We start from the raw sequence: 24,732 nt of genomic DNA on the forward strand, positions 1-24,732 counted from the left end.
GCCGATAGCTGATAGTTGGCAAGAGGTGAATGAACCTAGAGAAGTTTTTCTTCTCGTGGCGAATATCCAAATGCTTCTTTAAATCGGACCGAAAATAGCGCCTGACTGGAAAAGCCACAATCGTAAGCGACTTCTGCAATGGTAATTTTCCGTCCCTTATGCAACGTATTTTCTCGGAGAAGTTTTTGAGCATGTCGGAGTCGAGCGATTCGAAGTTCGCGGCCGAAAGTCGTATCGTGAGCTTGGAAAACCTTGTGGATATAACGAGTGGAAACTCGATGCGCTTGAGATGCTTGTTCAGGAGCTAGATTCGGATCGTGGAAATTCGCCGCGATATATGCCATGACACGGTGAAAGAAGTGATCGATGACAGATCGCGAATCACCTGCTGCGTCGGTCTCAGGTACATCCATCATCAGAAAAGTCAGTTCGAGTAATCCTCTCTCTAAGCTTCTGACATGTTCAGGAGAAAGGCATGAAGCGTTTTCCAATGCTTGCAACGCGAATTGCGTCAGTAGTGGCACGAAACGCGAATTGGCGACGTCAACGCGACCGCAACTCGCATCAATTTTTGGACACATTGTCCTGAATAGTTTCGCGGGAATTTTGACTGTTACGTTTCTCGTGCCGTTTGGAATATCCATCTGATAGGCTTCGGCGGAGTTGAATATAGAGACTTGTCCCGGCGCAATATTTCCTAATCGGCCTAAATGCTCGAAGCGTTCGGTTTGTACTGTTGGCATGACAAGCGCGAAATAGTCGGCATCATCGCGTCCACCATGCACTTTGCGGCGTACGGCTCTTTGCGCATCCGCAGCAAATCGAGTAATTCCGACTTGGCCGATCTGTGTGGATTCAATGACACCAGAGAATGAAGCCGGGTTGGAGGCAACGATGTCTAGTGGGTAGTAAACATCGCTCATGTAATCCTGCCAGGCAGCAAGGCGCCTTTGTGGGGGGATTTCACCCGTCGAAAACCGGGTAATCAAATGTAACGAATCCACACGCCCTCCTAAAAAAATCACCGAACTGAGCTTTTAAGCAAGACCTATGCCATTGCTGCTGCACCGATCACACCATGATCCGGGTAGGGGCGGCGCGGAGCATGAGCGCGTTCCTATAATACTAACAGGTGGATTGCTGTATCCCTTTTAGGCAGACCAGTGGAGTGATTTCGACGAGCGGATGCTAAATGCATGCGCTGTTGCAGTGTATGTCCTTTATGCGAGCAGTGGTGTGAATCGCTGAACGTTTGTGCAGCGTGCGCGCTCGCGAAAATCTTCGTTCCCTAATGTGAAAGATCAGACGTGCTGATGCATTGGAGTATGTATCCAACGGCGTAGGACGGTCAGCGCACCTCCTTCAGACCGAAGCGCTGCTGCGCGATGTAGGCGCGAGATGGAAATCTCCGCAATCGACTGACAAGCAAGAGAACGATATGAAAAAAACAATAATCACTGCGCTGAGGACTTGATCATGCGTACCTCCTCAGAACGCGAAGCAGAATTGGCAACTTTGTTCCAGTCCCGATTTATAGGGCGTCTGCGCGCCGACTGCGACGCTGGTGTAGTCGGTTCATACCAGCGGTCGCCGCTCGGGCCTCACGATGACAAGACAAGAAGAGTAGTACGAGGACTGGGCGGTGCGTCGATAACCGGGAAAGCCATCATCATTTCACTCGGTTCCGACGGGCCTTGGGGCGTTGGAAACATCGTCATCGGAAAGCCAGGCAATTTCGTTCGAAGTCCAGGTGTTTTCCTGACTTACGAAGATGCCTTGCGTCACGTTTTTTCGCTTCGATGCCGGGCCCTTCTGGATACCAAGTCACGTCAACTGGATTCTCAGTTGCTTAACGGATGAAATGAGAATGAAAAAGTTTAGCCAGCAAATTTTCGGCTACAGCGATAGGTTCTCCGTGTCGCCTGGAGACAGTCTTTCTTTCAAAGTGAGTTGCGAAGGAGTCGCCAAGTATGACGCCTCGCTTGTACGACTTCGTCACGGGTTTACAGGGGAGGCGGGTCCCGGCTTTCTTGAGACACCAATCGAATCGTCGTTCGAGGGGAGCTATGAAGGCTACCAACATGTGTGCCAACCGGGCTCGTATGTAGAGGTCGAAGACACGAAGGGGCTACTTCGATACCCAGATGGTTTGATGATCGAAGCTCATATCTATCCGACACTTCCGCAAGGCACGCGCTCGGGTAACTTCGGTGCCTACGATGTCACACAGAATTCGATCGACGGTGATTCGGGTTCACAGGCTGTGCTTGGAAACTGGTCCATGGACACCGCTACTGGTTACGCCATTCTGTTGGAGGAAGGACGGCCGACGTTCATATGGGGAGAAGCTGGCGAGACACGCAAAGTTTCATTGCCAACACCACTTATTGCACATCAGTGGTATCGCATTACCGTTACCATGAAATCCGACTGTGATTCTGTCTGCCTAGAACAAGCACCGATCGATAACGTCATGAATCGTCTTTCATCGAGTGCGAGCGGATTGTGCGGGGAGTCACTCACGGTTCCGTTCGGCACTGGACGCTCAGACAGCGATGCCCCCTTCAGGATAGGCGCACTGGCGCGTCATCAAGACGGTCGATGGCTAGCAACCGCCGCGTACAACGGAAAGATCGGTGGGGTACGCATCTTGCGTCCTTTCCTCGGTGATTCGGTTGCGGACGAGATTGCAGCCTGGCATTTTGGTAAGAGTCTGCGCGCGGACGGCCTATTGCTGAGAGACGTTGTCGACGAGTCCGGGAACGGTTTGCATGGCCGCTGCTTCAACACTCCGACACGGGGAGTGGTCGGCCATCGATTCAAAGGGTTGAGTGATGACTTCAGGACGGCGCCGGATGAGTTTGACGCCATTCATTTTCACGACGATGACATTACTGATGCTCAATGGCCAACCGCATTCACGTTCGAGGTTCCGGAAGATCTCTCGAGTGGGGTATACGCCGTCAAGTTACTCGGCGAAGGCATCGAACAGCACATCCCGTTTTTCGTCAAACCGGGAGCTCAAAAGCGCGAAGTCGCCGTGCTGTTTTCCACTGCAACCTACCTGGCGTATGCCAACGACCGAATTGCCTTCGAGGCAAATGGTGCGGAAATCATCGTCAGCAGGACACCAATTATCGACCAGCAGGATCTAACACTTCAAGATCATCCTGAGTTTGGCCGCTCCTGCTACGAGATTCACAATGATGGTTCTGGCGTAGTTTTTGGGAGCCCCCGTCGACCTATTTTGACCCTTAATCCTAAGCACCGCGCTTGGTTCCAGGCAGAGGGAGTGTGGGGGCTTCCTGCTGACCTGTGCATCGTTCATTGGCTTGAGACAATCGGTTGTGAGTTTGATGCGCTTACTGATGAAGACCTTGATCGCGAAGGAATTGACCTGCTCAAAAACTACAAGGTTTTGATTACCGGCAGTCATCCGGAGTATGTAACGCGCAACGAGCTCAATGCGATTGAGTCGTTTACCGGAAGCGGTGGACGTCTAATGTATCTGGGAGGAAACGGCTTCTTTGCTACAGTTTCATTTGATCCAGAAGACCGGCATGTCATGGAGCTGCGAAGGTCCGATGCCGGGACCCGCCCCCATGAATCCCCATTTGGCGATCGTCGCCACCAAACCTCCGGAGAGATGGCCGGGCTGTGGCGCAATAAAGGCATGCCTCCGCAGCGGCTGTTAGGCGTTGGATTCGCAGCGCAAGGCTTCGACCGTTGCACGTATTATCAGCGACTGACTGACAGCTACGATCCACTCGCCGCATTTGCGTTTGAAGGCATTGGTCGTGATGAACATATTGGCGACTTCGGGATCATGGGTGGTGGCGCTGCTGGTGCGGAGGTTGACCGGTACGATCCATCGCTGGGATCTGCGCCGGGTGCGCTCGTACTGGCGACGTCCGGGCCGCTGTCGGATGCCTACCTTCTTGCAGCCGAGGATGTCTATGAGTCAATTCCTGGCATTGGCGGCACTGAGCAGTCTCGTGTGCGCGCGGATATTGTTTTGTGTTCGTTGCCGGGAGGAGGAGGTGTCTTCTCCGTGGGATCGATCGCGTACACCGGCTCACTATCCCACAACAGTTACAACAATAACGTAGCTCGTCTCACCGGCAACGTGCTCAAGCGGTTCCTTCATCCTGAGTCATTGGACGTTGTTGTTGACTCAAATTGACCGTCCGTCCAGCTACATAGGCGTCGTACCTGTCCGCGGTGGAGAGTAGGACGTACGGGGCAGCCGTGATCGGTTGCTCCGTCGACGCCATGTGGCTTTATCCGGTGGACGGGCGCGTGCACTCACACGAAAAGCTCCATTCGCTCGTTCGATAGTCGACCGAAATAGGGACTCTTAAAATGTACCTGTCGAATGCCAAAAATACTTCTGGCACTTGAGTTGATAGGTCCTTGCAGTCCCGATGTCCGTAGAGAACAAAAGCGGTGCGCGTATCCAAAACGGATGCTGGAAATACGCTGCAAACGTACATAAACAATGCCCGGGTGAGCGCCTGGGCCAATCGTCAAGGGGCAACAAAATGAGTGATACCTTGGTCGTACCAGATGTCGATCGGCAACTCAGCAAGAAACTTTCGCTGACAGACGTGATTGTCTACGGTTTGCTTTACTTCGTTCCAATTGCTCCTGTCTCTGTATTTGGAGCGATTCATAATACGTCAAACGGTTTGACTGCCTTGACGTATACGCTCGCGGCCATCGCGATGGTGTTCAGCGCAATCAGCTACAGCGAAATGGCAAAACGGATCCCTCTATCGGGGTCGGTTTATTCGTATGTGACACAAGGAACCAATTCGACGTTTGGTTTTATGGCTGGATGGGCCATCTTGCTGGACTATCTATTGCTTCCAGCATTGCTTGCGATTCTCGGAGCGGCGGCCTTGCAACCTTTGTTCCCCCACATTGACAAAGCGGTTTGGCTAGGGATTTTTGTCTTTGTCCCAATGATCGTGAATTTGTTCGGTATTACCGTCAACGTGAATGTTGGTAAGGTACTGCTGGTCATTCAGTTGGTCGTTCTTGCGATCTTCGTTGTGTTCGCGGTCGGCCTTATCGCCGAAGGTGCGGTCTCCAAAGCTCAACTACTGGCGCCATTCTACAACCCATCTCAATTCAGTATGTCCGCTGTATTTGGAGCCGTGCCAATCGCCGCGTTGAGCTTCATCGGTTTTGACGCTGTTTCAACTTTAAACGAAGAAGCTGAGGGCGGCGGCAAAACGGTATCACGGGCCACGATGTTGCTACTCGTGATCGTGACAGTACTATTCGTTGCTCAAGTCTATCTGGCGTCCGTGTTCGTTCCCTTGGGATCTACATTCCAAGATGGTGCCGCTGATGTGGCGTTTTATACGGTCAGTACCCAGGTGGTTGGAGCCTGGTTCTTGCCTGTCATTACGTTGACGAACGCATTGATTGCCTTGCTTGCTAACGCACTCATCTCTCAGGCCACAACGACGAAAGTCATCTACTGCATGGCACGCGATAAAAAGCTGCCTCATATGCTCACTAAACTTAATCGAAATGAAACACCGACTACCGCGTTGTATCTCGTCGCTGCGCTCTCACTCGTGATTGCAGTTGTTGCCAAAGATCAGATTGAAACGATCGTAACGATGGTCACGTTCGGCGCGTTGTGTGCCTATGTGATGCTCCATGTCTCTGTCATCGTTTTTTTCAAAGGTAAGTCTGATCGCTCTTTCTTTAGGCATATCGTTTCCCCCGTGCTGGGTGCAGCCGTTCTCTGCTACGCATTGTTCAGCGCTAATTCAAATGCGCAGTTCGTCGGTATCGCATGGCTCGTACTAGGTTGCGGCGTCGCGTGGGTTCTGAAAGGCAAGCAATCGTTGGACATGCCCGTATAGCTCCCAATCATCGCTACGAGGCTGCATGGGAATCCATGCAGCCTATACGTAAATCGGTCGTGACTCCCACACTGGGCGGCTGGCACAGTCAGCGATTTATTGTCCTTTAAATCTTTATTCTTTTTGAGTCCAGGGATCAAATTCCTGTGTTCGATGGAGACGCTTATGCACATTAATATGCTCATCAATGGTCAATTGGTCGCAGGCGAAGGTGAACGACTCGCGGTAATGAATCCAGCTCTCGGTAATATACTAGTGGAAATTTCTGAGGCTACGTCTACTCAAGTTGATTGCGCAGTGCAAGCCGCCGACGCCGCTTTCGAGAGTTGGTCGCAAACTACCCCGAAAGATCGTTCGCTATTGCTGCTCAAACTTGCGGATATCATTGATAGCCATGCTGAAGAATTAGCACGACTGGAATCCGATAATTGTGGCAAACCTTACTCGGCAGCGTTGGCGGATGAGCTTCCTGGAGTATCCGATGTGTTTCGTTTCTTCGCGGGCGCTAGTCGGTGTCTACAAGGTTCTGCGGCGGGTGAATATTTGTCTGGTCATACTTCTATGATCCGTCGCGATCCAGTGGGTGTCGTCGCCTCGATTGCGCCCTGGAACTACCCACTGATGATGGCCGCATGGAAACTGGCTCCAGCATTGGCAGCCGGTAATACAGTCGTACTTAAACCTTCCGAGCAAACGCCGCTTACTGCGCTTAAGTTAGCTTCCTTAATGGCGACAGTTTTTCCTCCTGGCGTGGTTAATGTTGTATTCGGACGAGGGCCAAATGTCGGCAGGCCGCTAACCACCCATGAGAAAGTGCGGATGGTTTCACTGACAGGATCAGTAGCAACCGGTAGTCATATTATCGCCGGGACAGCGGATACCGTTAAGCGAATGCATATGGAGTTGGGAGGTAAAGCCCCAGTCATAATTTTCGATGACGCGGACATCGATGCTGCTGTAGATGGCATACGTAGTTTTGGTTTCTATAACGCCGGTCAGGATTGTACTGCAGCCTGCCGGATTTATGCGCAGAAAGGTATTTATGCTCGCTTCGTTGAGAAGCTTGGAGCTGCCGTATCCAGTATCAAATATGGTCTTCAGGATGATCCTGAGACTGAGCTAGGTCCGCTGATCACTCAACAACATTTGGACCGAGTAGTCGGCTTCGTGGATCGAGCACGGCTGCTTCCACACATAGAAGTGGTGACTGGCGGCAAACGAGTCAAAGGCCCGGGTTTCTTCTTCGAGCCAACAGTACTCGCCGGCGCCCGACAAGATGACGAAGTGGTACGCCGGGAAATTTTCGGCCCCGTGGTTTCTGTGACCGAGTTTGAAGATGAGGCGCAGGCGTTGTCTTGGGCTAATGACTCTGATTATGGTCTGGCATCATCGGTGTGGACCTCTGATGTGGGGCGAGCGCACCGCCTTGCTGCGCGCTTGCAATATGGCTGCACTTGGGTCAATACGCATTTCATGCTTATGAGTGAGATGCCGCACGGTGGTGTCAAGCAGTCCGGCTATGGCAAGGACATGTCAATGTACGGTTTGGAAGATTACACCGTGATTCGTCATGTAATGTTTAAGCACTGATTGATCTCCCTAGCCATCTCTTCAGCAGCCTCGTAGGCGCTGACGCTATTCTTGTTTCATAACAAAATAAGGTGCAGAACGAACAGCCGCGCAGCCTGACTTACGGAGTCTGCGCGGAATCCCAATGATTTTTTAAGTGCACTGGTCTCTTAGGTATTTAATGTCAGTTCGATGAGCTAAACATCTGTGTACTCTGCATGCGTATCGATACTGAATGAATAAGGAAGTCGGAGGGCGAACTCATCCGACTAAAAAAGTTGTTCACTCGTGAGATAGTCCTATGTTTGACTCCATGTCTATTCGTCTAAAGATCGTGCTTTTATCCGGGCTGTGCTTGCTTGGCGTAATGGGCCTGATTGTCGGCATGAATCTCTATCAAAGCAACCTGAACAAGCAGCTCATTAGTCAATCAAGTAGCCAGATGCTTACTCTCAGTGGGGAGAACTTGCTACTAGCCAAGGCTGCCGAACAAGCAGCAAACTTGCAGAAAACCTTCGGTGCAGGTCTGACCATAATCACAGCACTGGCCGACCAGGCGAACGACTTGCGCAACATGGCAAACTATCGCGGACTAGCAGCCGCAACACTACGTGAAGAACTCAACCAAAGCATCAAAACAACTTTCGAGCGCAATCCCAAAGTAATGGGCGTATGGCTAGTCTATGAACGTAATGCCTTAGACGGAAAGGACAACGAGTTCGCGAATGATAAAGCTCGTGCGTCGAATGAATCTGGCCGCTTCGCCAGTGCCTGGAACCGCGGGACGGGGGAGGTGATGAATCTACTGATCAATGACAATGATCTTAGCAGGACTGAGCTCAGCATCAGTGGTGCACCCTATAACAGTTGGTACACATGCCCCCAGGACACCAAGCGGCCCTGTCTGATGGCTCCTTTCGCGGATACCATTGACGGCAAACTGATGTTGATGACGACCATCTCCTCACCTCTTATCGTCGACGGCAAGGTCATAGGCGTAGTGGGCGTGGACATTGCTCTGAATTCACTGCAATCAGATGCCAGGATCGCCCAGAGTGATTTGTTTAACGGCTCAGGACGTATGCTGATTTTCTCCGACACTGGCGTACTCGCAGCTTTCAGTTCGGATGCCACCAAAGTCGGCACAAATATTAGTGAAGCCCTTAGCGAGGGAGGAAAACAAATCCTTCAGCCGTTGAGCAGCGATACACCGAAAATCCTCCGTCAAGGCGGGCTGATTCGGGCCGTCTATCCGGTCAAACCGATTGCGGATGTAAAGGCCTGGGGCGTCGCCATTGATGTACCGCACCAAGTACTGCTGGCCGATTCAGATAAACTTCAATCGGTGCTCGACAAAGCCCAATCCGGTGGCACCATCCAGGCTCTTTTGGTGGCTATTGTAGCGAGCCTACTTGGATGCTTACTGATCTGGATTACAGCCTCAAGCGTGACCCAGCCGATAACCAGCGTAGCAGGCATGCTCAAAGCGATTGCCAGCGGTGACGGCGACCTTACCCAGCGCTTGCAGTACAGTAAAAAAGACGAACTTGGCGAACTGGTTACTTGGTTCAACCGCTTTCTCGACAAGCTGCAACCGGCCATCGCTTTGATAAAGCAAAACACCATTGATGCCCGTGGTACCGCTGATCAGTCCTCATTAATTGCCCGACAGACCAGCGAAAGTATGCAGGTGCAGTTCCGGGAAATCGACCAAGTGGCTACCGCTTCAAACGAAATGAGTGCTACTGCCCAAGATGTTGCTAACAGCGCTTCGAATGCTGCTCAAGCTGCCCGAGCAGCCGACCAAGCGGCCAGGGATGGTGTGATCATTATTGAGCGCAGTACCCGTGATATCAGCATTCTTGCTGAAGACGTCAGCCAGGCGGTGACCGAAGTCGAAGCGCTGGCAGTAAATAGCGAACAGATCGGCACAGTCCTGGAAGTAATCCGCAGTATTGCAGAACAGACCAACCTTCTTGCCCTCAACGCGGCGATCGAAGCAGCCCGTGCGGGAGAGAGTGGGCGTGGTTTCGCAGTGGTCGCCGACGAAGTGCGCAATTTGGCCAGACGAACTCAAGATTCGGTGGAGGAAATTCGCCAAGTTATTGAGCGAATTCAGACCGGTACTCGCGGTATTGTAGTGACAATGCATTTGAGTCAGACAAAGGCTCACAGCAACGCAGGACAAGTCCACCAAGCACTTCTGGCGCTGAGCAAGATCAGTGATGCGGTCACAGTCATCAGCGACATGAATCTGCAGATCGCCAGCGCAGCGGAAGAGCAGAGTGCAGTAGCCGAAGAGGTTAATCGTAACGTTTCGGCAATCCGCAGCGTGACCGAAATCCTGACGGAGCAGGCCAGTGAGTCGGCGCAGGTCACTAGTCAGTTGCATGTCCTGACAACTCAGCAGATGAAAATGATGGATCAGTTCAGGGTGTAGTATTGCCTCGCCATGCATTGAACTCGATTACCCATTGTCTCTCGTTTTCGCTGAACTAAAAGGATTTAGAGAATCAGGGATTAGGTTAGGGCAAAAATAGGGCAGATTCAGGGCCGCCACAGGCCTTAGTACGCCACATGAAGAGATCGAAAGCGCAGCGTTTTATGGTCTGGAGCGGTCCTCAAGAATACATGATGGGGTTCGAATCCCTATCTCTCCGCCATTATTGAACAAGACGAAGCCCCTGAAATGGTCAAACATTTCAGGGGCTTTTTCGTTTCTGACATTTCATTCCGCAGACTGGTTGCGATCCCGTTTCAAGCGCAGCGATTCTGACCGAAGGCGCAGTCCGTTCGAAAAGGTTGCCAAACACCGGCTCACTGCCCTATGTATAGTGGCAATATTGCATCCTGTGGGCAGTCTTCATGAGTTACCGGTGCCCGTTGTGGGTCATGCCTCTCATCTTTTTTCTATCACTGCCGGTGCAGGCCGACGAGCACACTTTGCGTGTGCTCGCCTGGCCCGGGTATGCCGACAGTGATGTAGTCGCGGGCTTCGAGAAACGCTTCAACGTTAAAGTCGAAGTCACCATGGTCGGTAGCGATGAAGTGCTTCGAAGCAAGATGGCGGAAAACCAGGGCGGTAATTTCGATGTGATCGCCGCCAATACGGCGGAAGTTCACTACTACGCCGATCAAGGGTTGCTGCAACCGCTTCGCCCCGAGCGCATTGCCAACACTTCGCGTCAGCTCCCACGGTTTCGCGATTATTCAAGAATCCCCGATGTGGTGGTCGACGGTCGCATCTATGCCATTCCCTACGTCTGGTCGGACATGGGGCTGATCTATGATCGCAAGCAGTTCAGTCAGCCGCCCGAGTCCATCACCAGCATGTGGGACCCGAAATTTCGGGGCAGCGTGTTGGCGTTCAATACCAGCAACCATAATTTTTCCTTGGCCAGCCTGTCGTTGGGCGGCGATCCATTTCGGATAGAGGCAGCCGATTTTCCGCGTGTATCCGAGCAATTGATTGCACTGCGCCGTAACGTGTTGACGTTCTACTCGCTACCGGAGGAAGCCGCGGAGTTGTTTCGCCGGCATAACGTGGCGCTTCTGTTTGCCAACTATGGACGCCAGCAACTCAAGCAGTTGCGCGACGCGGGAATCGACGTGGGATATGTGATCCCCCGCGAAGGCGCGCTGGCCTGGCTCGATTGCTGGGCAATCAGTCGTGGCGCGCGTGATCCGGTACTGGCCAACGTCTGGATCAATTACATGCTCGAACCCGGGGTCAGCAACCTTCTCACTGAACGTCAGGGGCTGCCTAACACACTGCAAGAGCCGAATGAGGGAGGTTCCTCAAGTCGCTTGATCTGGCTACGTCCCGTTGAGGACGACAAACGCCGCACTGAACTTTGGCAACGTATCGTTTCTGGCGAGCGTCCGCCGTCGGTGCAGCAATGAGGTTCGGCATCGCCTTCAAGCTTGGCTGTTTGATGGCCGTGTTTGGCATGTTGCCCACGGCCCTCGCGGGCTACTACATCTATAACAGCAGTCGCGAATTATTGCTTCAGGCTGCCGAGCGCGATTTGCAAGCGGCGGTTCAGGTGCTCGGGCGTAATCTGCAAAGCAGTTTGCGCAATATTTCTCTGGATGCCGCCGTGTTGACTAACGGTGCGCACGTACAGCAACTGGCAAATATCAGCGACCCCGCGCAACGCAGTCATGTGCAGGATGATCTGGCCGCATTGTTCCGTGCGATGTTGCTGGCGCATCCCGATTACATGCAGATTCGCTTGATCAGCGCCTCTGATCATGGGCTGGAATGGGTTCGCCAGGATCGGGACGGCGATCGTATCGTCAGGGTCAGTGGCGCTGATCTGCAAGAGAAGGGGCATTTTGCCTATGTGTTCGAGGCGTTGAAGCTGGCTCCGGGCGATGTGCGCATTTCGCCGATTGTCATCAATCACGAGCAAGGTGCGCATTCCGGTTTGGGCAAACCGACGCTGCATGTTTCAACGCCCGTGGCCGACGCTAACGGAAAAGTATTCGGGCTGCTGGTCATCAACGTCGATCTGGATCAGTTGTTCAGCCAACTGCAAAGCGATCTGCCGGATGAATATCAGGTTTATCTCAGTAATCGTTGGGGCGACTTGTTGATTCATCCAGATCATCGGCGGACCTTCGGTTTCGACCAGGGCCGCCGACTGTTTCTGCAAGACGAGTTTTCCGAGGTGTCCCGACTCCTTGATCCGAGCGGCCCGAACAGCTTGATCAGTCGCAGCGTCGAGCAAAATCAACAGGATGGTCTGGTCGCGGCTTTTGTGCGGCTTGCCAACAACTCCGAAACATCCGAGCCGTTTATCATTCTTGGCCTTGGGCAGCTGCAAAGTCATGTGCTGGCGCAAGCATCGCGAGCCGGTGGCTATATTGCACAAATTGCCGTGTTCTTCAGCCTGTTGGCATTGCTGGTGGCGTTTGTTGCGTCCCGCGCGCTGATTCGTCCCCTGCGTAACATGACCGAAGCGGTCGAGTTGTTTTCCCGGGAGCGGAAAATCAGCGAGCTGCCACCTCGGCAAGACGAACTGGGCGTACTGGCACGCAGCTTTCGTGCGATGAAAGAGGAAATTCTGACCCAGCTCAAGGATCTCACCCACAGTCGTGCTGCGTTCGAACATCTGGCTCGCCACGATTCGCTGACTGGGCTGCCCAATCGACGGATGTGCTTCGAGCGGCTGGAACAGGCCCTGATCAGTGCACGGCAGAGCGGTCAGAAAATGGCTTTGCTGTTTGTCGATCTGGATCATTTCAAGGAGGTGAATGATCAGTGGGGCCACCGCTTTGGTGACCAGGTGCTGCAAGCGGTGGCCAAGCTGCTCAGTTCAGCCAGTGAGGCCCGCGATAACGTGGCGCGCCTGGGGGGCGATGAGTTCGTGATGTTCTTTGAGGATGTCCAGGATCCTCGCAAGATAGTCGCTTTGCTGGAGAAACTGCATGTCTGTTTTCAGCTGCCGCTGTTGATCGACGGAAGAGGGGTGAACATCCATGCCAGCATGGGCGTGAGCATGTTTCCACGGGACGGCAACGACATTGGCGCTCTGATCCAGCATGCCGATCATGCGATGTATAAAGCAAAGAGTGCGGGTAGAAACCGGTACTCCTTTGAGGTGATGAGTGAGCACTGACCGGTGAGTCGGGGCATTTCTCCTCGGTCTTGAGACGTCTGAAAAGTTATCGAGCCCGATTGTTGTTACCCCCTGCGCATTTGCAATTAACGCAAAGTAGCCAGGTGATTCTCATCAGTCGCATAGACGCCGCTTACGCCACCTCCCTAAACTGTCAACAGTGAATGGGCGCAGGGTCAATGGATGAATCGCAACGAACTACGCAAGGCCGACATCAACCTGATGGTGGTGTTCGAGGCGCTGATGATCGAGCGCAATGTCACCAAGGTGGCGAAGAAGTTGTTTCTCGGCCAGCCAACCATCAGTTCGGCGCTCAATCGCTTGCGTACGATGTTCAACGATCCGTTGTTCATTCGCGTCGGGCATCGCATGGAGCCGACGGCGCGAGCCGGAGAAATCTTTCGGCACTTGTCGCCGGCGCTTGATTCATTGTCGGTGGCGTTGAGCCTGACCCACGATTTTGACCCCGGCAGCAGCACCATGACCTTTCGAATCGGCATGTCGGACGACGTCGAGTTCGGTCTGTTGCCGCCGCTGCTGCGTGCATTGCGCCAGGAAGCGCCGAATGTGGTGTTCGTGGTGCAGAATGTCGATTACTGGCGGATTCCCGACTTGCTGGCGTCCGGCGATGTCACGGTCGGCATCACCCAGACGCGTGACCTGCCGGCCAATGCCAAGCGCAAGCTGCTGCGACACATCCAGCCTTGCGTGCTACGTGCCGATGCCTCCGATACGCCGCTGACCCTCGATGAATATTGTTCTCGTCCGCATGTGCTGGTGTCCCACATCGCCAACGTCAGCGGTTTCGCCGATGAGTGGCTGGCGCAGATTGGTCGTACGCGCCAAGTGGTGCTTTCGGTGCCGCAGTACAGTTCGTTGCCGGCGTTGCTTGCCGGGACCGATCTGATTGCCAGCCTGCCGGATTACGCGGCCGAGGCCATGGCCGCGACCGGGCAGTTGTTCAAGGAACCCTTTCCGTTCAAGACGCCGACCCTTGACCTGTCCATGGTCTGGCTCAGTCATGCCGACAGCGACCCTGCTGAGCGCTGGTTGCGTTCCCGTCTGGAGTCGTTCATGGGGCAGCGCAATCTGCAATCGCTACCTCATTGAGCGGGACAGCTCTGTGTTATATGTATGATTTTTGCGCCAACTTACAGGAGTAACGCCATGCCTCACCTGCACCTGGAATACACCGCCAACCTCCCCGAGCTGAACGCCGATGTGGCATTGATACGGCTCAACAACACGCTGGTGGGTTCCGGTCAGTTTGCTGCCGAGTTCGACATCAAGAGTCGCGCGGTGAAGGTCGAGACATTCAAGGTCGGTACCGCAATGGCCGAGCGGGCGTTCGTGCATGTGAAGCTGGCGGTGCTGAGCGGGCGTTCGCCTCAGATCAAGCAGCAGTTGTCCGAAAGCCTGCTGGCGGTGGTGAAAGATCTATGTGAATGGCCGGCGGGCGTTGAAGTCCAGTTATGTGTGGAAATCCTCGACATTGACCGCGATTCCTACGCGAAAACCGCCATCGGCGCCTGAGTTTCAGGCCCCTTGCGGATTGGTGCAGGCCATGAGCACTTGTTCGCGCAACCAGGTGTTGGCGCTGTCCTGATCGACCTTTTGACTCCAGTGCATGTCGAGCGTGAAGCCCGGCAGGCCCTCCGGCGCTTCACGGTGATTGAAGGCTGCTTCATCGGCCAGCAATCGCTGGATGCGCCGGGGCAACGTCAGGACGAAGTCGGTGCCGGTGATCATTTTCAGCGCCGCGCTGTAACTATTGGCCCGCGCCACAATGTGCCGTTGGCGCGCCTGCTGTGACAGCCAGCCGTCGACCATGTTGGTGGTCGAAGTCCATGGTGTCGGGAACACATGCCGGCGTTCGACGAAGGCTTGCAGGCTCAGGCGCGGCTCTGCCGGCGTAGCGCATTTATCGAAGACGCAGACCAGATCGTCCTCCAGCAGCGTTCGCGTATTGAAGTCGCCGTGGCTGCGATGAAAGTTCGGGCCGAAACCCATCACCAGATCAAGGCTGCCGTCGCGCAGTGCCTCGGCCGGGATGTCGGTTTCGAGCTTGTGCATGTTGATCATCACCGCGAGGTCAGCGAAAGCGAAGTTCTTCAGCAGATTCGGCAGGATCAACTGTTCGAAGTATTCCGGCGCGCAAATGTTGAAGGTCGCCGGATGCAACGCTGGATTGAATGCGGGTGCCCCGGCGTGACACAGATTGATGCTTTCGAGGATCTTCAGCACGTGGGGGTACATGGTGCTGGCCTTGAATGTGGGGCGCATGCCGCTGCGGGTATTGATGAACAGCTCGTCGGTGAACCCGTTGCGCAGTTTCTTCAGGCAATAACTCACGGTAGACTGGCTGACGCACAATGCCTCGGAAACCCCGGTGACGCTGCTTTGCTCGTACACGGCAACGAACACCATGAGGTCCTGCATGTCGAGCTTTCTTAGCACGTTGCTGTTGAGCATTCCTTGCCTCTTGCGGCTCGTCTGGCACTGCTGGTGCGTAAACCTGTGCGAGCGATCCTAGCGCAATGAACGTGCAAGGAGAATGTCCCGAAAATTTTCAACGTCCAACGCTCACAGGTGTCGCGCGTCGGCTGGACCTTAACAGCGCAAGCATGCCGGCCCCGACCATGACGGCGCCCAGTGCTTCCAGGGGCAACGGCGACTGGCGCCCCCAGAGCCAGTGAAACAGGGTGATGAACAGTGTGCTCAGGTAAATGTAGGAAATGACGGAGGACGGCGCGATCACACCAATGGCCCGATGCAACAACCAGAATGTCGCCAGGGTGGCAAACAGTGCCAGGTACACGAGCCAGTAGACATCCGTCACTGTCAGCAATGACGTCGAACGCCAGCCGCCGCTGAACCCACAGAACGTCAGCAGGAACGCTGCGCCGAACAGCATGTTCCAGAAGGTCATGGCCACAGGGCCACGTCCCTTTAGGCTACCGGTTTTGAGTCGCTGGCTGAGGGGCGAGTAGAGCGCCATTGCCAGGCAACCGACGCCGTATACCGACAGCGCGTACACCGACGGCAGCTCATCGGGGCCCGTGCCTTTCATCACCAGGAACGCGGCTCCGGCAGCGGCGATCAGCATCGGCCACAGTCGTTGTTTCAGGTGGCTGTCGGGCATGAGCAGCGCCTCGAAACCCAGGGTCAGCAGCGGCACCAGGGTAAACATCGTTCCGGTGTTGACGGCCGAGGTATAACGCAGCGCCTCGAACAGCGAACCGAAATACACCGCGAGCAGCAAGCCGAGTACGCCGTGACCAAGCAGCCCGCGGACGGTCATGGCGCTATCGCCCTTGAACAGCAGCAAGGGGAAAAATACCAGCGCACAAAACAGCAGGCGTAAACCGGTGAGCAGGATCGGGTCTATGGCCTGGCTGACCTGCGCCGCAGCGGAAAACGATGCAGCGATCAATAATGCCCAAAGCAGCATGCCAGCGTGAGCGGTGGCGAATCCGGTGCGATTCATGGGGAGCTCCAAGTCATTGAAAGTGTCGACCGTCATGCAAAGGATTGAAGCGCCGGACCATCAGCGGCGAGAGCCCGGCGGTCAAATACCCGGTGTCTTGCATGAGTGCAGTCGGGACGCCGGCACGCTGATGGGGAAGGAAGGGAGGTTGAGCGAAGGTTTTCCATAAGCCGGCCCTGATAAGCAACACGCCGATTAGGCGCGAGCGATCTGCAGGCCGCAAATCAGAAAGTCCGGAGACATATCTAAAATTTAAATAATGCTGATCGGCCTTCGATGCCGGCAGTTCATCGGCGCAACCGGCGAGGATGACAGGCGGTGGTGTTTGACCCAGGTCTGAACACAGCTGAATAAATGCTGAACGGTTCTCAAATAAGTCAAAGGTTTCTGTCGGATACCTGAAGCCAGCCGTCAATTAGCTTCATTTCACAAAAAATTGATGGACGACAGTCTAAAGTTTACGCCGTCGCGGTAAATGGAAGATTTTCACATTTGCCGAGGCCTTTCTTTTCAGGAACAGCCGACCCCCCCATGTTGAAGATTAAAGCCGTGCGCCCTGAGTGGGTGACATTGATTGCCAGTGCCTTTTTATTAGTAGCCTTCAATTTTGTTTTGTGGCAACACCTGTTCGACATCACCGCGGCTGATGGCAAGGGCATGGTCATACGCGTTGCCTTCGGGGCGATGATCCTCGCAGCCTTCAACATTGTCCTGAGCCTGGTGGCTTTCCGACCCGTCCTGAAACCGATTCTGACCCTGCTGTTCATGGTCAGTGCAGGCGTGGCTTATTTCATGAGTCAATATGGCGTCTTGATCGATGCCGGCATGTTTCGTAATTTCGCCGAGACGAATGCCACGGAAGTGCGTGATTTACTGTCGCTGAAATTGCTGGTTTACATCCTGCTGCTGGGTGTTTTGCCCTCGTTCCTTTTGTGGAAAACCCCTGTCAGCTACCGCCCCTGGCACCGTGAGCTTCTCAGTAAGGTGTTGGTGGGTGTGGCGTCGGCAGCGGTTATCGGCGGCGTTGCGCTGGTCAACTATCAAGGCCTGTCATCGTTGTTTCGCAACCACCATGAGTTGCGCCTGATGGTGGTGCCGAGCAACTACGTGGGTGCTTCGTTCGGTTACTTGCGTGAGCAGGTTGCGTCTGTCCAGCAACCCTTTGTCAAAATCGCTGAAGATGCCCAGCGAAATCCGGCCTGGCAAGCCCATGACCGTAAGTCCCTGACTGTGCTGGTGGTGGGCGAAAGTGCCCGGGCGGAAAACTTCGGCATTCTTGGTTATAACCGCGACACGACCCCCAAGCTCAACAAAGAGGCGGGTCTGATTGCATTTACCGATGTGCATTCCTGTGGCACTGAAACCGCTGTGTCGGTGCCTTGCATGTTTTCCAACATGGGGCGCGATAATTACGACGCCAGCAAGGCCAAGAACCAGGAAGGCCTGCTGGACGTGCTCAAGCGGGCGGGTCTGGATGTGATCTGGCGCGACAATCAGTCCGGCTGCAAAGGCACTTGCGATCGGGTCACGCTCGACGATGTCAGTGACCTGAAAGACCCGGTACTGTGCGCCAACAGCGAATGTCGAGATGAAATCCTCTTGCAAGGCCTGCAGCACTTCATCGACACCTTGAGCAAAGACACGGTGTTGGTCTTGCACCAGATGGGGAGTCACGGTCCGGAATACTTCAAGCGTTACCCGAAAGAATTCGAACGCTTCACGCCTGTCTGTGAAAGCAATGCGCTGAACAACTGCAGTCGCGAAAGCATCGTCAATGGCTACGACAACACGCTGGTGTATACCGACCATGTGTTGTCGACCTTGATCGATCTGTTGCGCAGCAACCAGCAGAAAGTGGATACCGCCATGCTTTATCTGTCGGACCACGGCGAATCCCTGGGCGAATACAACTTGTTCCTCCATGGCACGCCTTACATGTTGGCGCCGGAACAACAGAAGCATGTCGCGATGCTGGCCTGGTTCTCCGATAGCTACCAGAAGTCGTTTTCGGTAGACGCCCATTGCCTGCAACAGGGTCGTGATAAACCCCTGAGCCAGGACAACCTGTTCCATTCAATGTTGGGTCTGCTGCAGGTCAACAGCAAGACTTATGACCCGGATCTGGATATGTTTGCCGGATGCCGTGGCGCGGTGAAAGACGGAGTGTTGGCCAAAGAGTAGCGGGACCTTTTTTTCATGCAGCGGCCGCTCAACGGCGGCCGGTAAAACCACGATCAAGAGCCAATGCACATGTCCGCTCAGCCCCCATCCGCCATCGAACTCGAGTTCGCCCGGCGCTACGACCAGGAACACGCCCGTGCCTGTCTGCAGCCGCGGGCGCAGGGCCTGGCCGGGCGTCTGGGGTTCTGGCGTGAAGAGCGACTGGTTCGCAATGCGCTCAAGGTCGCTGGCGAGCCTGGCCTGATCCTTGACGTGGCGTGCGGTGTCGGGCGCTTCTGGTCAGTGCTGGCCGAGCACGCGAATCGGGTGATCCTCGCCGCCGATCCGTCCCAGGACATTCTCGATCATGCCCGCACCCACCATCCGCAGAGCCTGCTGAAGCGGATAAGGACGTTTCAAAGCTCGGCGTTCAGCATTGGCTTGCCGGAGAATGCGGTCGACTGCATTTGTTGCATGCTTCTGTTTCAGCATATTGCCTGCTCCGAGCATCGTCTGGCGCTGCTGCGCGAGTTTCACCGGGTCGGGCGCGATACCGTGATTGTCGCCGTGCGGGTCAGCGGCCGCTTCAAGGGTCGCCGTACAGACGGGGAGGGGCTTACAGCCCGTCCGCTGGTCAGCAAGGCCGAAGTGGAAGCCGAGTTCAAGCAAGCGGGTTTTTGCATACTCAGTCATCAGGACTTCCTGCCAGGCTTCGCGCCGATGCGGGTTTATGTACTGCGCAAGGCCGGCTAGCCCACCTTTGTCGGACTATTCTTTCTATCCGGCAGGTATTTTCGCTAATGCTCTTGTTCAGTGGATGCGCGGAAATCGCCGGGGGCGATATATACTGCGCGCCATTCTTCAAGGGAGAGCCGTGTGGCCATCGATATTCACTGGATTCGCGACAACGATAGCCTCGGTCGGTTTTGCACCGAGTGGCAGCAGTTGCCATACGTTGCCCTCGACACCGAATTCATGCGGGTCGACACCTTCTATCCCATCGCGGGCCTGCTGCAGGTGGGCGATGGCGTACGCGCTTACCTGATAGATCCGCTGACCATCGATAACTGGCAGCCCCTGGCCGCACTGCTGGAGAACCCGGCGGTGCTCAAGGTCGTCCATGCCTGCAGTGAAGACCTCGAAGTCCTGCTGCGGCTGACCGGCAGCCTGCCGACGCCATTGTTCGATACCCAGCTGGCTGCCGCTTACCTGAACCTGGGTTTCTCCATGGGTTATTCGCGTTTGGTGCAGGAAGTGCTCGGCATCGACCTGCCCAAGGGCGAGACCCGTTCCGACTGGTTGCAACGTCCGCTTTCCGATACCCAGATCAGCTATGCCGCCGAAGACGCCGTGCACCTGGCCGAAGTGTTCGTGAAGCTTCGTCCGAAACTTTCCGACGACAAATACGCCTGGGTCCTGGAAGACGGTGCCGAACTGGTGGCCAACCTGCGCCGCGAGATTGATCCGTATGAGGTCTATCGCGACGCCAAACTGGCCTGGAAGCTGTCCCGCGCGCAACTGGCCGTGTTGCGTGAGCTCTGCGCCTGGCGCGAGAAAGAAGCCCGTGCCCGTGACCTGCCGCGCAACCGCATTATCCGCGAGCATTCGCTATGGCCACTGGCGCGTACCCAGCCGGACAACCTCGGTGCGCTGGCAAAGATCGAAGACATGCACCCGCGTACCGTGCGTCAGGACGGCGAATTTCTGCTTGATCTGATCAAGCGCTCTGGCAGTGTGTCGCCAGATCAATGGCCGCCCGCCGTACCCGAGCCGCTGCCAGTGGATGCCGCCGCGTTGCTCAAACAGATGAAAGCCATCGGCCAGGCCGAGGCTGAGCGCCTCGACATCGCGCCGGAGCTGATGCTGCGCAAGAAAACCCTGGAAGCGCTGCTCAAGAGCGGCTTCCCCAATGGTCCCTACCAATTGCCTGATTCGCTGCGTGGCTGGCGCCGCGAATTGATGGGCCAGGCGCTGCTTGACAGCCTGGCCACCGCCGGAGAACAGCCTTGAAACGTATTTGCTCCATCTACCGCAGCTCGAAAAGAAACGAAATGTACCTGTATGTGCTCAAGAGCGATGCTCTGGAGCGTGTGCCCGAGCCGTTGATGATTGCCTTTGGCAAAGCCATCCACGCCTTTGACCTGGTGCTGACCCCGGAGCGCAAACTGTCCCGCGAGGACATCACCGTGGTGCTGGAAAACCTCGAAAAGCAAGGCTATCACCTGCAAATGCCGCCAGCCGAAGACGAGTACATCGAGCACTTGCCCGAAGAGTTGCTGCGCCGCAACGACCCAATTTAATCGGCAGACAGGCTCTGTTCAGAGCCTTTTGAAACACTGGAATGATTTTGGCGATGGCCGCGTCGACGCAGCGAAAACCTGTCGGCGGTCGTCGGCAGCGTTTTTTTGAAAGGTTGAAGCATGCGCGTTCTGATTGCTGAACACGACCACCCTGTGTACGCCCGACTGCTGCGCGAAGCGGCACCCGACCTGGAAGTGATGACCAGCGGCGATTCCGCCGAACTGGCCCGCCAGGCTGCCGACTGTCCAGTCTGGCTCGGACAACCCGATCTGCTGGCGACGCTGCTGCGTCAAGGTCATCAGCCGCAATGGCTGCAATCGACCTGGGCGGGTATCACGCCGTTGTTGGCCGACGGCTTGCCTCGGCATTATCGCCTGACGCGTGCGGTGGGGATTTTCGGCCAAGTCATGGCTGAGTATGTGCTCACCTACATGCTCGGTCACGAGCGGGAGGTGCTGGCGCGATTGGTCAGTCAGGTCGAGCGTAAGTGGGACAGTCGCCATGGCCAAAGCCTGGCGGGACGCAAGGTGTTGATCGTCGGCACCGGTGATATCGGCCAGACGGTGGCGCAGTTCCTGCTGCCGTTTGGTGTCGAGCTGTACGGCATCGCCAGCTCAGCCCGCGAGCAGGCACCGTTTATCGAGGTCGGTTCGCTCGACGATTTGCCGCGTCTGGTTGGTGAAGTCGATTACGTGATCAACCTGCTGCCCAATACACCCAGTACCCACGATATTTACAACGCCGCGTTGTTCAAACAGTTCAAGCCGACCGGTTTGTTCATCAACGTCGGGCGCGGTGTGGCGGTGGTCGATGCGGACCTGGTGGAAGCGTTGAAAGAAGGGCATCTGGTGGGCGCCGTGATCGATGTCTGCCGTCAGGAGCCATTGCCACAGCGCCACCCATTCTGGACGGCCTGGGGCCTGTTGCTGACCGGCCACAGCTCGGCACCGACCTCGCCATCATTGATGGTGAAGCTGTTTGTCGAGAACTTGCGGGCTTATCAGGCCGGAGAGGCGTTGCGCGGGGAAGTGGATTTCAATCGCGGGTATTGAACCCACCGCATACTTGAATATTGGGCAAAACCTGTGAGAGCGAGCTTGCTCCCACAGGGGGTTGCTGTTCTTAGAGGGTGAAATCACCTTCAGCCGCCAGCTCGCTCAAAGGACGGCGCGGACTCGGCTCTTCGCGGGCTTGCAGGTAGTCCGCCAGTGTCGCCTTGTCCCCCAGCTTGCCAATCGCCACGGCCGCGTGCAGCGCGTAGCCTTCCGGAATGTTCAGCTCCTTGCGGGTCAGCGCCTGATCGAAACCGGCCATGCCGTGGGTATGCCAGCCGCTGATGCTCGCTTGCAGCGCCAGGTGGCCCCAGGCCGAACCCGTGTCGAAGGTGTGCCACAGGGCGGGGGTTTCTTCGGTGGCGCCTGGCGCGGTGAAGGTGGTCTTCGATACCACGATCACCAGGGCCGAGGCGTGTTGCGCCCAACTGCGGTTGAACTCGTTGAGCAGGCCCAGGTAACGCTCCCAGTTCGGCGTATCGCGACGTGCGTAGAGAAAGCGCCAGGGTTGCGAGTTGTACGCCGACGGTGCCCAGCGCGCGGCTTCGAAAAAGCTCAGCAGCGTTTCTTCGGGAATGGCTTCGCCGGTGAAGGCGCGCGGCGACCAGCGATCGGTGAATTGAGGGTGGATGGCATAGTCGGCAACGCGTGGGTTGGCACTCATCAACAGATTCCTTGCTAAGTTTTAAAGTGTAAGGCGACGCAGAACCCTACTCGGCGGCGCAAAGACTGACAAGCGCGTTCTACCGACAGTCGCCAACGCTTGGCCGACGAGCCTCGCGGCACTAGACTGGCGGCCTTTTCATCACCTGATGTAGATGCTTGAGCCATGGCCGCCAAAGTCGAACCGTTCTGGATACGCAAAACCCTCGATCAACTGGATCAAGAGGAATGGGAATCGCTGTGCGACGGCTGTGGCCTGTGCTGCCTGCAAAAGCTCGAAGATGAAGACGACAACAGCGTCTATTACACGCGCATTGCCTGCAAATTGCTGGACCTGAAAACCTGCCAGTGCACCAACTATCCCAACCGTCGTGACTTCGTGCCGGACTGCATCCAGCTCACCCCGGGCAAGGCCGACGAATTCAAATGGCTGCCGCCGACTTGCGGTTATCGCCTGGTCAGCGAGGGCAAGGATTTGCCGCTGTGGCATCACCTGGTTTGCGGGGACCGTGACGCGGTGCACCATGAACGCATTTCCCAGTCCGGGCGCATGCTCGCCGAAGGCAGCGTGGCCGAGGATGATTGGGAAGATCATCTGATTTTCCGCGCGGGTTGATGGTGGCGAGGGAGCTTGCTCGCGCTTGGGGGCAAGTGCTCACAAAATTGACGGTGATTACAAAAAAGATGGGGCTGTTTCGCAGCCCGGCGCGAGCAAGCTCGCTCGCCACACTAGGAGGGTGTATGGCTGTGGGATGGCGGCGGGCGTTGGTCATAGGGTTGCTGACCCTGAGTTCGCCCGCGTGGGCGGCGGGGAAGAAAGTCGATCTGGATTATCACGTGCGCCTGTTGCCGCAAAGTGATCAGGCCGAGGTACGGCTGACGCTGGCCCAGGGCTCGGCGGTACGCAGCCTGGACTTCGACCTCGGCGACGGCAGCCACTACAGCGATTTCAAGGCCGACGGCCAATGGCAGCTCACCCCTGGCAAACAGGCCCGTGGTGTCTGGCGTCCGGCCGCCGACAAGGCCAGCCTGACCTACCGCGTACGCATCAGCCATGGGCGCAAGAGTGGCAGCTTCGACACGCGCATGACCCCCACCTGGGCATTGATGCGCGGCGACGATCTGGTGCCTGCCGCCAAACTCGATCAGCAGGATGGCATCGAGCTGATTTCGCGCCTTGAATTCGAATTGCCCAGCGGCTGGAAAAGCGTTGAAACCGCCTGGCCGCGGATCGGCAAGAACAAGTTCCGCATCGACAACGTGTCGCGACTGTTTGACCGGCCGACCGGCTGGATGCTTGCCGGGCACCTTGGCAGTCGTCGCACCCGACTGGGTGAAACCGAAGTCACCGTGGCCTCACCCCGGGGCCAGGGCATGCGCCGCATGGATGTGCTGACGCTGCTGACCTTTGTCTGGCCGCAAGTGCAAGCCGTGTTCCCTCGTCATCCTGCCAAACTGCTGATTGTCGGCGCCAACGATCCGATGTGGCGCGGCAGCCTGGCGGCGCACGAGTCGATCTACCTGAACAGCCGCCTGCCACTGGTCAGCGAAAGCGGCACCAGTGCCTTGGTGCGTGAGTTGGCCCAGGTTTTCGGACGGATCAACGATACGCAGCGCAGTGACTGGATCAGCGAAGGGTTTGCCGAGTATTACGCCATCGAGCTGATACGCCGTGCCGGTGGCATGAGTGACGAGCGGTATCAGAGTCTGCAGGAGCGGTTGAGCAAGAACAGTCAGAACGTCAGCACTTTGCGTGGTGAACAGCTCAGCCCGGCGCAGGTTTCAAAAGCGGTGGTGCTGCTGCAGGAACTGGATCGCGAAATCCGCCTGAAGACACGCAACAAGCGTTCGCTGGATGATGTGTTGCGCGGGGCGATGCGCTTGCAGAGCGTTGACACCAAGGCGTTCGTGCAGCTCAGCGAGAGCGTGCTGGGCGAGTCTTCCAAAGTACTGGATACCGCGCTGATCCAGTAAATCCGCCATCGCTGGCAAGC

19 protein-coding genes and 2 pseudogenes are annotated in these 24,732 nt (G+C 55.8%); 16 read left to right on the top strand and 5 right to left on the bottom strand.

The window, feature by feature from the left end; genetic code table 11:
* Window positions 1-35: 35 nt before the first annotated feature.
* Window positions 36-1,004 (bottom strand): helix-turn-helix domain-containing protein, encoded by a 969-nt coding sequence (locus tag ACGJAX_RS13190; protein WP_390959330.1) that lies wholly within the window; start codon window positions 1,002-1,004, stop codon window positions 36-38.
* 863 nt (window positions 1,005-1,867) lie between these two features.
* On the opposite strand from ACGJAX_RS13190, the gene ACGJAX_RS13195 reads away from it, so the two are divergent.
* The 9 genes and pseudogenes from ACGJAX_RS13195 to ACGJAX_RS13235 all read left to right on the top strand — a co-directional run bounded on the left by ACGJAX_RS13195 (window position 1,868) and on the right by ACGJAX_RS13235 (window position 14,608).
* On the top strand, window positions 1,868-4,183 hold the full coding sequence (locus tag ACGJAX_RS13195; protein ID WP_390959332.1) for a N,N-dimethylformamidase beta subunit family domain-containing protein: 2,316 nt from the start codon (window positions 1,868-1,870) through the stop codon (window positions 4,181-4,183).
* 358 nt (window positions 4,184-4,541) lie between these two features.
* On the top strand, window positions 4,542-5,882 hold the full coding sequence (locus ACGJAX_RS13200; protein WP_390959334.1) for an amino acid permease: 1,341 nt from the start codon (window positions 4,542-4,544) through the stop codon (window positions 5,880-5,882).
* Window positions 5,883-6,047: 165 nt separating this feature from the next.
* On the top strand, window positions 6,048-7,472 hold the full coding sequence (locus tag ACGJAX_RS13205) for an aminobutyraldehyde dehydrogenase (protein ID WP_390959336.1): 1,425 nt from the start codon (window positions 6,048-6,050) through the stop codon (window positions 7,470-7,472).
* An 886-nt stretch (window positions 7,473-8,358) separates the two neighbouring features.
* Window positions 8,359-8,985: pseudogene (locus ACGJAX_RS13210) on the top strand (chemotaxis protein); the annotation flags it as partial.
* Window positions 8,986-9,378: 393 nt separating this feature from the next.
* A pseudogene (locus ACGJAX_RS13215) lies at window positions 9,379-9,891 on the top strand (methyl-accepting chemotaxis protein); the annotation flags it as partial.
* A gap of 452 nt (window positions 9,892-10,343) precedes the next feature.
* Entirely contained in the window at window positions 10,344-11,354 is a 1,011-nt protein-coding gene (locus tag ACGJAX_RS13220) for an extracellular solute-binding protein (RefSeq protein WP_390959338.1), read from the top strand.
* Entirely contained in the window at window positions 11,351-13,075 is a 1,725-nt protein-coding gene (locus ACGJAX_RS13225; RefSeq protein WP_247254738.1) for a diguanylate cyclase domain-containing protein, read from the top strand. The genes ACGJAX_RS13220 and ACGJAX_RS13225 overlap by 4 nt, the downstream gene beginning before the upstream one ends.
* A gap of 183 nt (window positions 13,076-13,258) precedes the next feature.
* On the top strand, window positions 13,259-14,185 hold the full coding sequence (locus ACGJAX_RS13230; protein WP_090317473.1) for a LysR substrate-binding domain-containing protein: 927 nt from the start codon (window positions 13,259-13,261) through the stop codon (window positions 14,183-14,185).
* Between the two features lie 57 nt (window positions 14,186-14,242).
* Window positions 14,243-14,608: a 5-carboxymethyl-2-hydroxymuconate Delta-isomerase gene (locus tag ACGJAX_RS13235; protein ID WP_390959341.1), complete on the top strand. Its 366-nt coding sequence runs from the start codon at window positions 14,243-14,245 to the stop codon at window positions 14,606-14,608.
* 3 nt (window positions 14,609-14,611) lie between these two features.
* On the opposite strand, the gene ACGJAX_RS13240 is transcribed toward ACGJAX_RS13235, so the two are convergent.
* From ACGJAX_RS13240 to ACGJAX_RS13250, 3 genes are all read right to left on the bottom strand, one after another.
* Entirely contained in the window at window positions 14,612-15,547 is a 936-nt protein-coding gene (locus ACGJAX_RS13240) for a LysR substrate-binding domain-containing protein (protein ID WP_390959343.1), read from the bottom strand.
* Window positions 15,548-15,644: 97 nt separating this feature from the next.
* Window positions 15,645-16,562, bottom strand: coding sequence for an EamA family transporter (locus ACGJAX_RS13245; RefSeq protein ID WP_390959345.1), 918 nt, complete (start codon window positions 16,560-16,562; stop codon window positions 15,645-15,647).
* A gap of 13 nt (window positions 16,563-16,575) precedes the next feature.
* A complete protein-coding gene (locus ACGJAX_RS13250; RefSeq protein WP_390959347.1) occupies window positions 16,576-16,977 on the bottom strand; it encodes a hypothetical protein in 402 nt (133 codons plus the stop codon).
* A 116-nt stretch (window positions 16,978-17,093) separates the two neighbouring features.
* Here ACGJAX_RS13250 and ACGJAX_RS13255 point away from each other — a divergent pair, with 116 nt between their 5' ends.
* From ACGJAX_RS13255 to ACGJAX_RS13275, 5 genes are all read left to right on the top strand, one after another.
* Window positions 17,094-18,743, top strand: coding sequence for a phosphoethanolamine--lipid A transferase (locus ACGJAX_RS13255; RefSeq protein ID WP_390959349.1), 1,650 nt, complete (start codon window positions 17,094-17,096; stop codon window positions 18,741-18,743).
* Window positions 18,744-18,812: 69 nt separating this feature from the next.
* Window positions 18,813-19,475: a class I SAM-dependent methyltransferase gene (locus ACGJAX_RS13260; protein WP_247254733.1), complete on the top strand. Its 663-nt coding sequence runs from the start codon at window positions 18,813-18,815 to the stop codon at window positions 19,473-19,475.
* Window positions 19,476-19,598: 123 nt separating this feature from the next.
* Entirely contained in the window at window positions 19,599-20,732 is a 1,134-nt protein-coding gene (gene rnd / locus ACGJAX_RS13265; RefSeq protein ID WP_247254732.1) for a ribonuclease D, read from the top strand.
* The gene (locus ACGJAX_RS13270) at window positions 20,729-21,022 is read left to right on the top strand and encodes a YcgL domain-containing protein (RefSeq protein ID WP_090317492.1); all 294 of its coding nucleotides are present in this window, start codon (window positions 20,729-20,731) and stop codon (window positions 21,020-21,022) included. Before rnd ends, ACGJAX_RS13270 begins: the two co-directional genes overlap by 4 nt.
* 120 nt (window positions 21,023-21,142) lie before the next feature.
* Complete coding sequence (locus tag ACGJAX_RS13275) at window positions 21,143-22,075, top strand: D-2-hydroxyacid dehydrogenase (protein WP_090317495.1); 933 nt, start codon at window positions 21,143-21,145, stop codon at window positions 22,073-22,075.
* Window positions 22,076-22,145: 70 nt separating this feature from the next.
* Here the strand turns inward: ACGJAX_RS13275 and ACGJAX_RS13280 are convergent, their stop codons facing one another.
* Window positions 22,146-22,739 carry a nitroreductase family protein gene (locus tag ACGJAX_RS13280; RefSeq protein WP_090317499.1) on the bottom strand — a complete coding sequence of 198 codons (594 nt, stop codon included), beginning with the start codon at window positions 22,737-22,739 and terminating at the stop codon, window positions 22,146-22,148.
* 165 nt (window positions 22,740-22,904) lie between these two features.
* On the opposite strand from ACGJAX_RS13280, the gene ACGJAX_RS13285 reads away from it, so the two are divergent.
* Window positions 22,905-23,354, top strand: a complete 450-nt coding sequence (locus ACGJAX_RS13285; protein WP_090317502.1) for a YcgN family cysteine cluster protein — start codon at window positions 22,905-22,907, stop codon at window positions 23,352-23,354.
* A 125-nt stretch (window positions 23,355-23,479) separates the two neighbouring features.
* Window positions 23,480-24,712: a hypothetical protein gene (locus ACGJAX_RS13290; protein WP_090317505.1), complete on the top strand. Its 1,233-nt coding sequence runs from the start codon at window positions 23,480-23,482 to the stop codon at window positions 24,710-24,712.
* The last annotated feature ends 20 nt before the right edge of the window (window positions 24,713-24,732 follow it).

It is taken from the genome of Pseudomonas moorei, from assembly GCF_042846945.1.
Classification (GTDB): domain Bacteria; phylum Pseudomonadota; class Gammaproteobacteria; order Pseudomonadales; family Pseudomonadaceae; genus Aquipseudomonas; species Aquipseudomonas moorei.

Bases quoted from the DNA above. Each gene is read 5' to 3' on its own strand.
- ACGJAX_RS13240 (WP_390959343.1), bottom strand. From the start codon at position 15,547: ATGCTCAACAGCAACGTGCTAAGAAAGCTCGACATGCAGGACCTCATG.
- ACGJAX_RS13230 (WP_090317473.1), top strand. From the start codon at position 13,259: ATGAATCGCAACGAACTACGCAAGGCCGACATCAACCTGATGGTGGTG.
- ACGJAX_RS13200 (WP_390959334.1), top strand. From the start codon at position 4,542: ATGAGTGATACCTTGGTCGTACCAGATGTCGATCGGCAACTCAGCAAG.
- ACGJAX_RS13285 (WP_090317502.1), top strand. From the start codon at position 22,905: ATGGCCGCCAAAGTCGAACCGTTCTGGATACGCAAAACCCTCGATCAA.
- ACGJAX_RS13255 (WP_390959349.1), top strand. From the start codon at position 17,094: ATGTTGAAGATTAAAGCCGTGCGCCCTGAGTGGGTGACATTGATTGCC.
- ACGJAX_RS13245 (WP_390959345.1), bottom strand. From the start codon at position 16,562: ATGAATCGCACCGGATTCGCCACCGCTCACGCTGGCATGCTGCTTTGG.
- ACGJAX_RS13275 (WP_090317495.1), top strand. From the start codon at position 21,143: ATGCGCGTTCTGATTGCTGAACACGACCACCCTGTGTACGCCCGACTG.
- ACGJAX_RS13220 (WP_390959338.1), top strand. From the start codon at position 10,344: ATGCCTCTCATCTTTTTTCTATCACTGCCGGTGCAGGCCGACGAGCAC.
- ACGJAX_RS13280 (WP_090317499.1), bottom strand. From the start codon at position 22,739: ATGAGTGCCAACCCACGCGTTGCCGACTATGCCATCCACCCTCAATTC.
- ACGJAX_RS13260 (WP_247254733.1), top strand. From the start codon at position 18,813: ATGTCCGCTCAGCCCCCATCCGCCATCGAACTCGAGTTCGCCCGGCGC.
- ACGJAX_RS13225 (WP_247254738.1), top strand. From the start codon at position 11,351: ATGAGGTTCGGCATCGCCTTCAAGCTTGGCTGTTTGATGGCCGTGTTT.
- ACGJAX_RS13290 (WP_090317505.1), top strand. From the start codon at position 23,480: ATGGCTGTGGGATGGCGGCGGGCGTTGGTCATAGGGTTGCTGACCCTG.
- ACGJAX_RS13235 (WP_390959341.1), top strand. From the start codon at position 14,243: ATGCCTCACCTGCACCTGGAATACACCGCCAACCTCCCCGAGCTGAAC.
- ACGJAX_RS13205 (WP_390959336.1), top strand. From the start codon at position 6,048: ATGCACATTAATATGCTCATCAATGGTCAATTGGTCGCAGGCGAAGGT.
- ACGJAX_RS13195 (WP_390959332.1), top strand. From the start codon at position 1,868: ATGAAAAAGTTTAGCCAGCAAATTTTCGGCTACAGCGATAGGTTCTCC.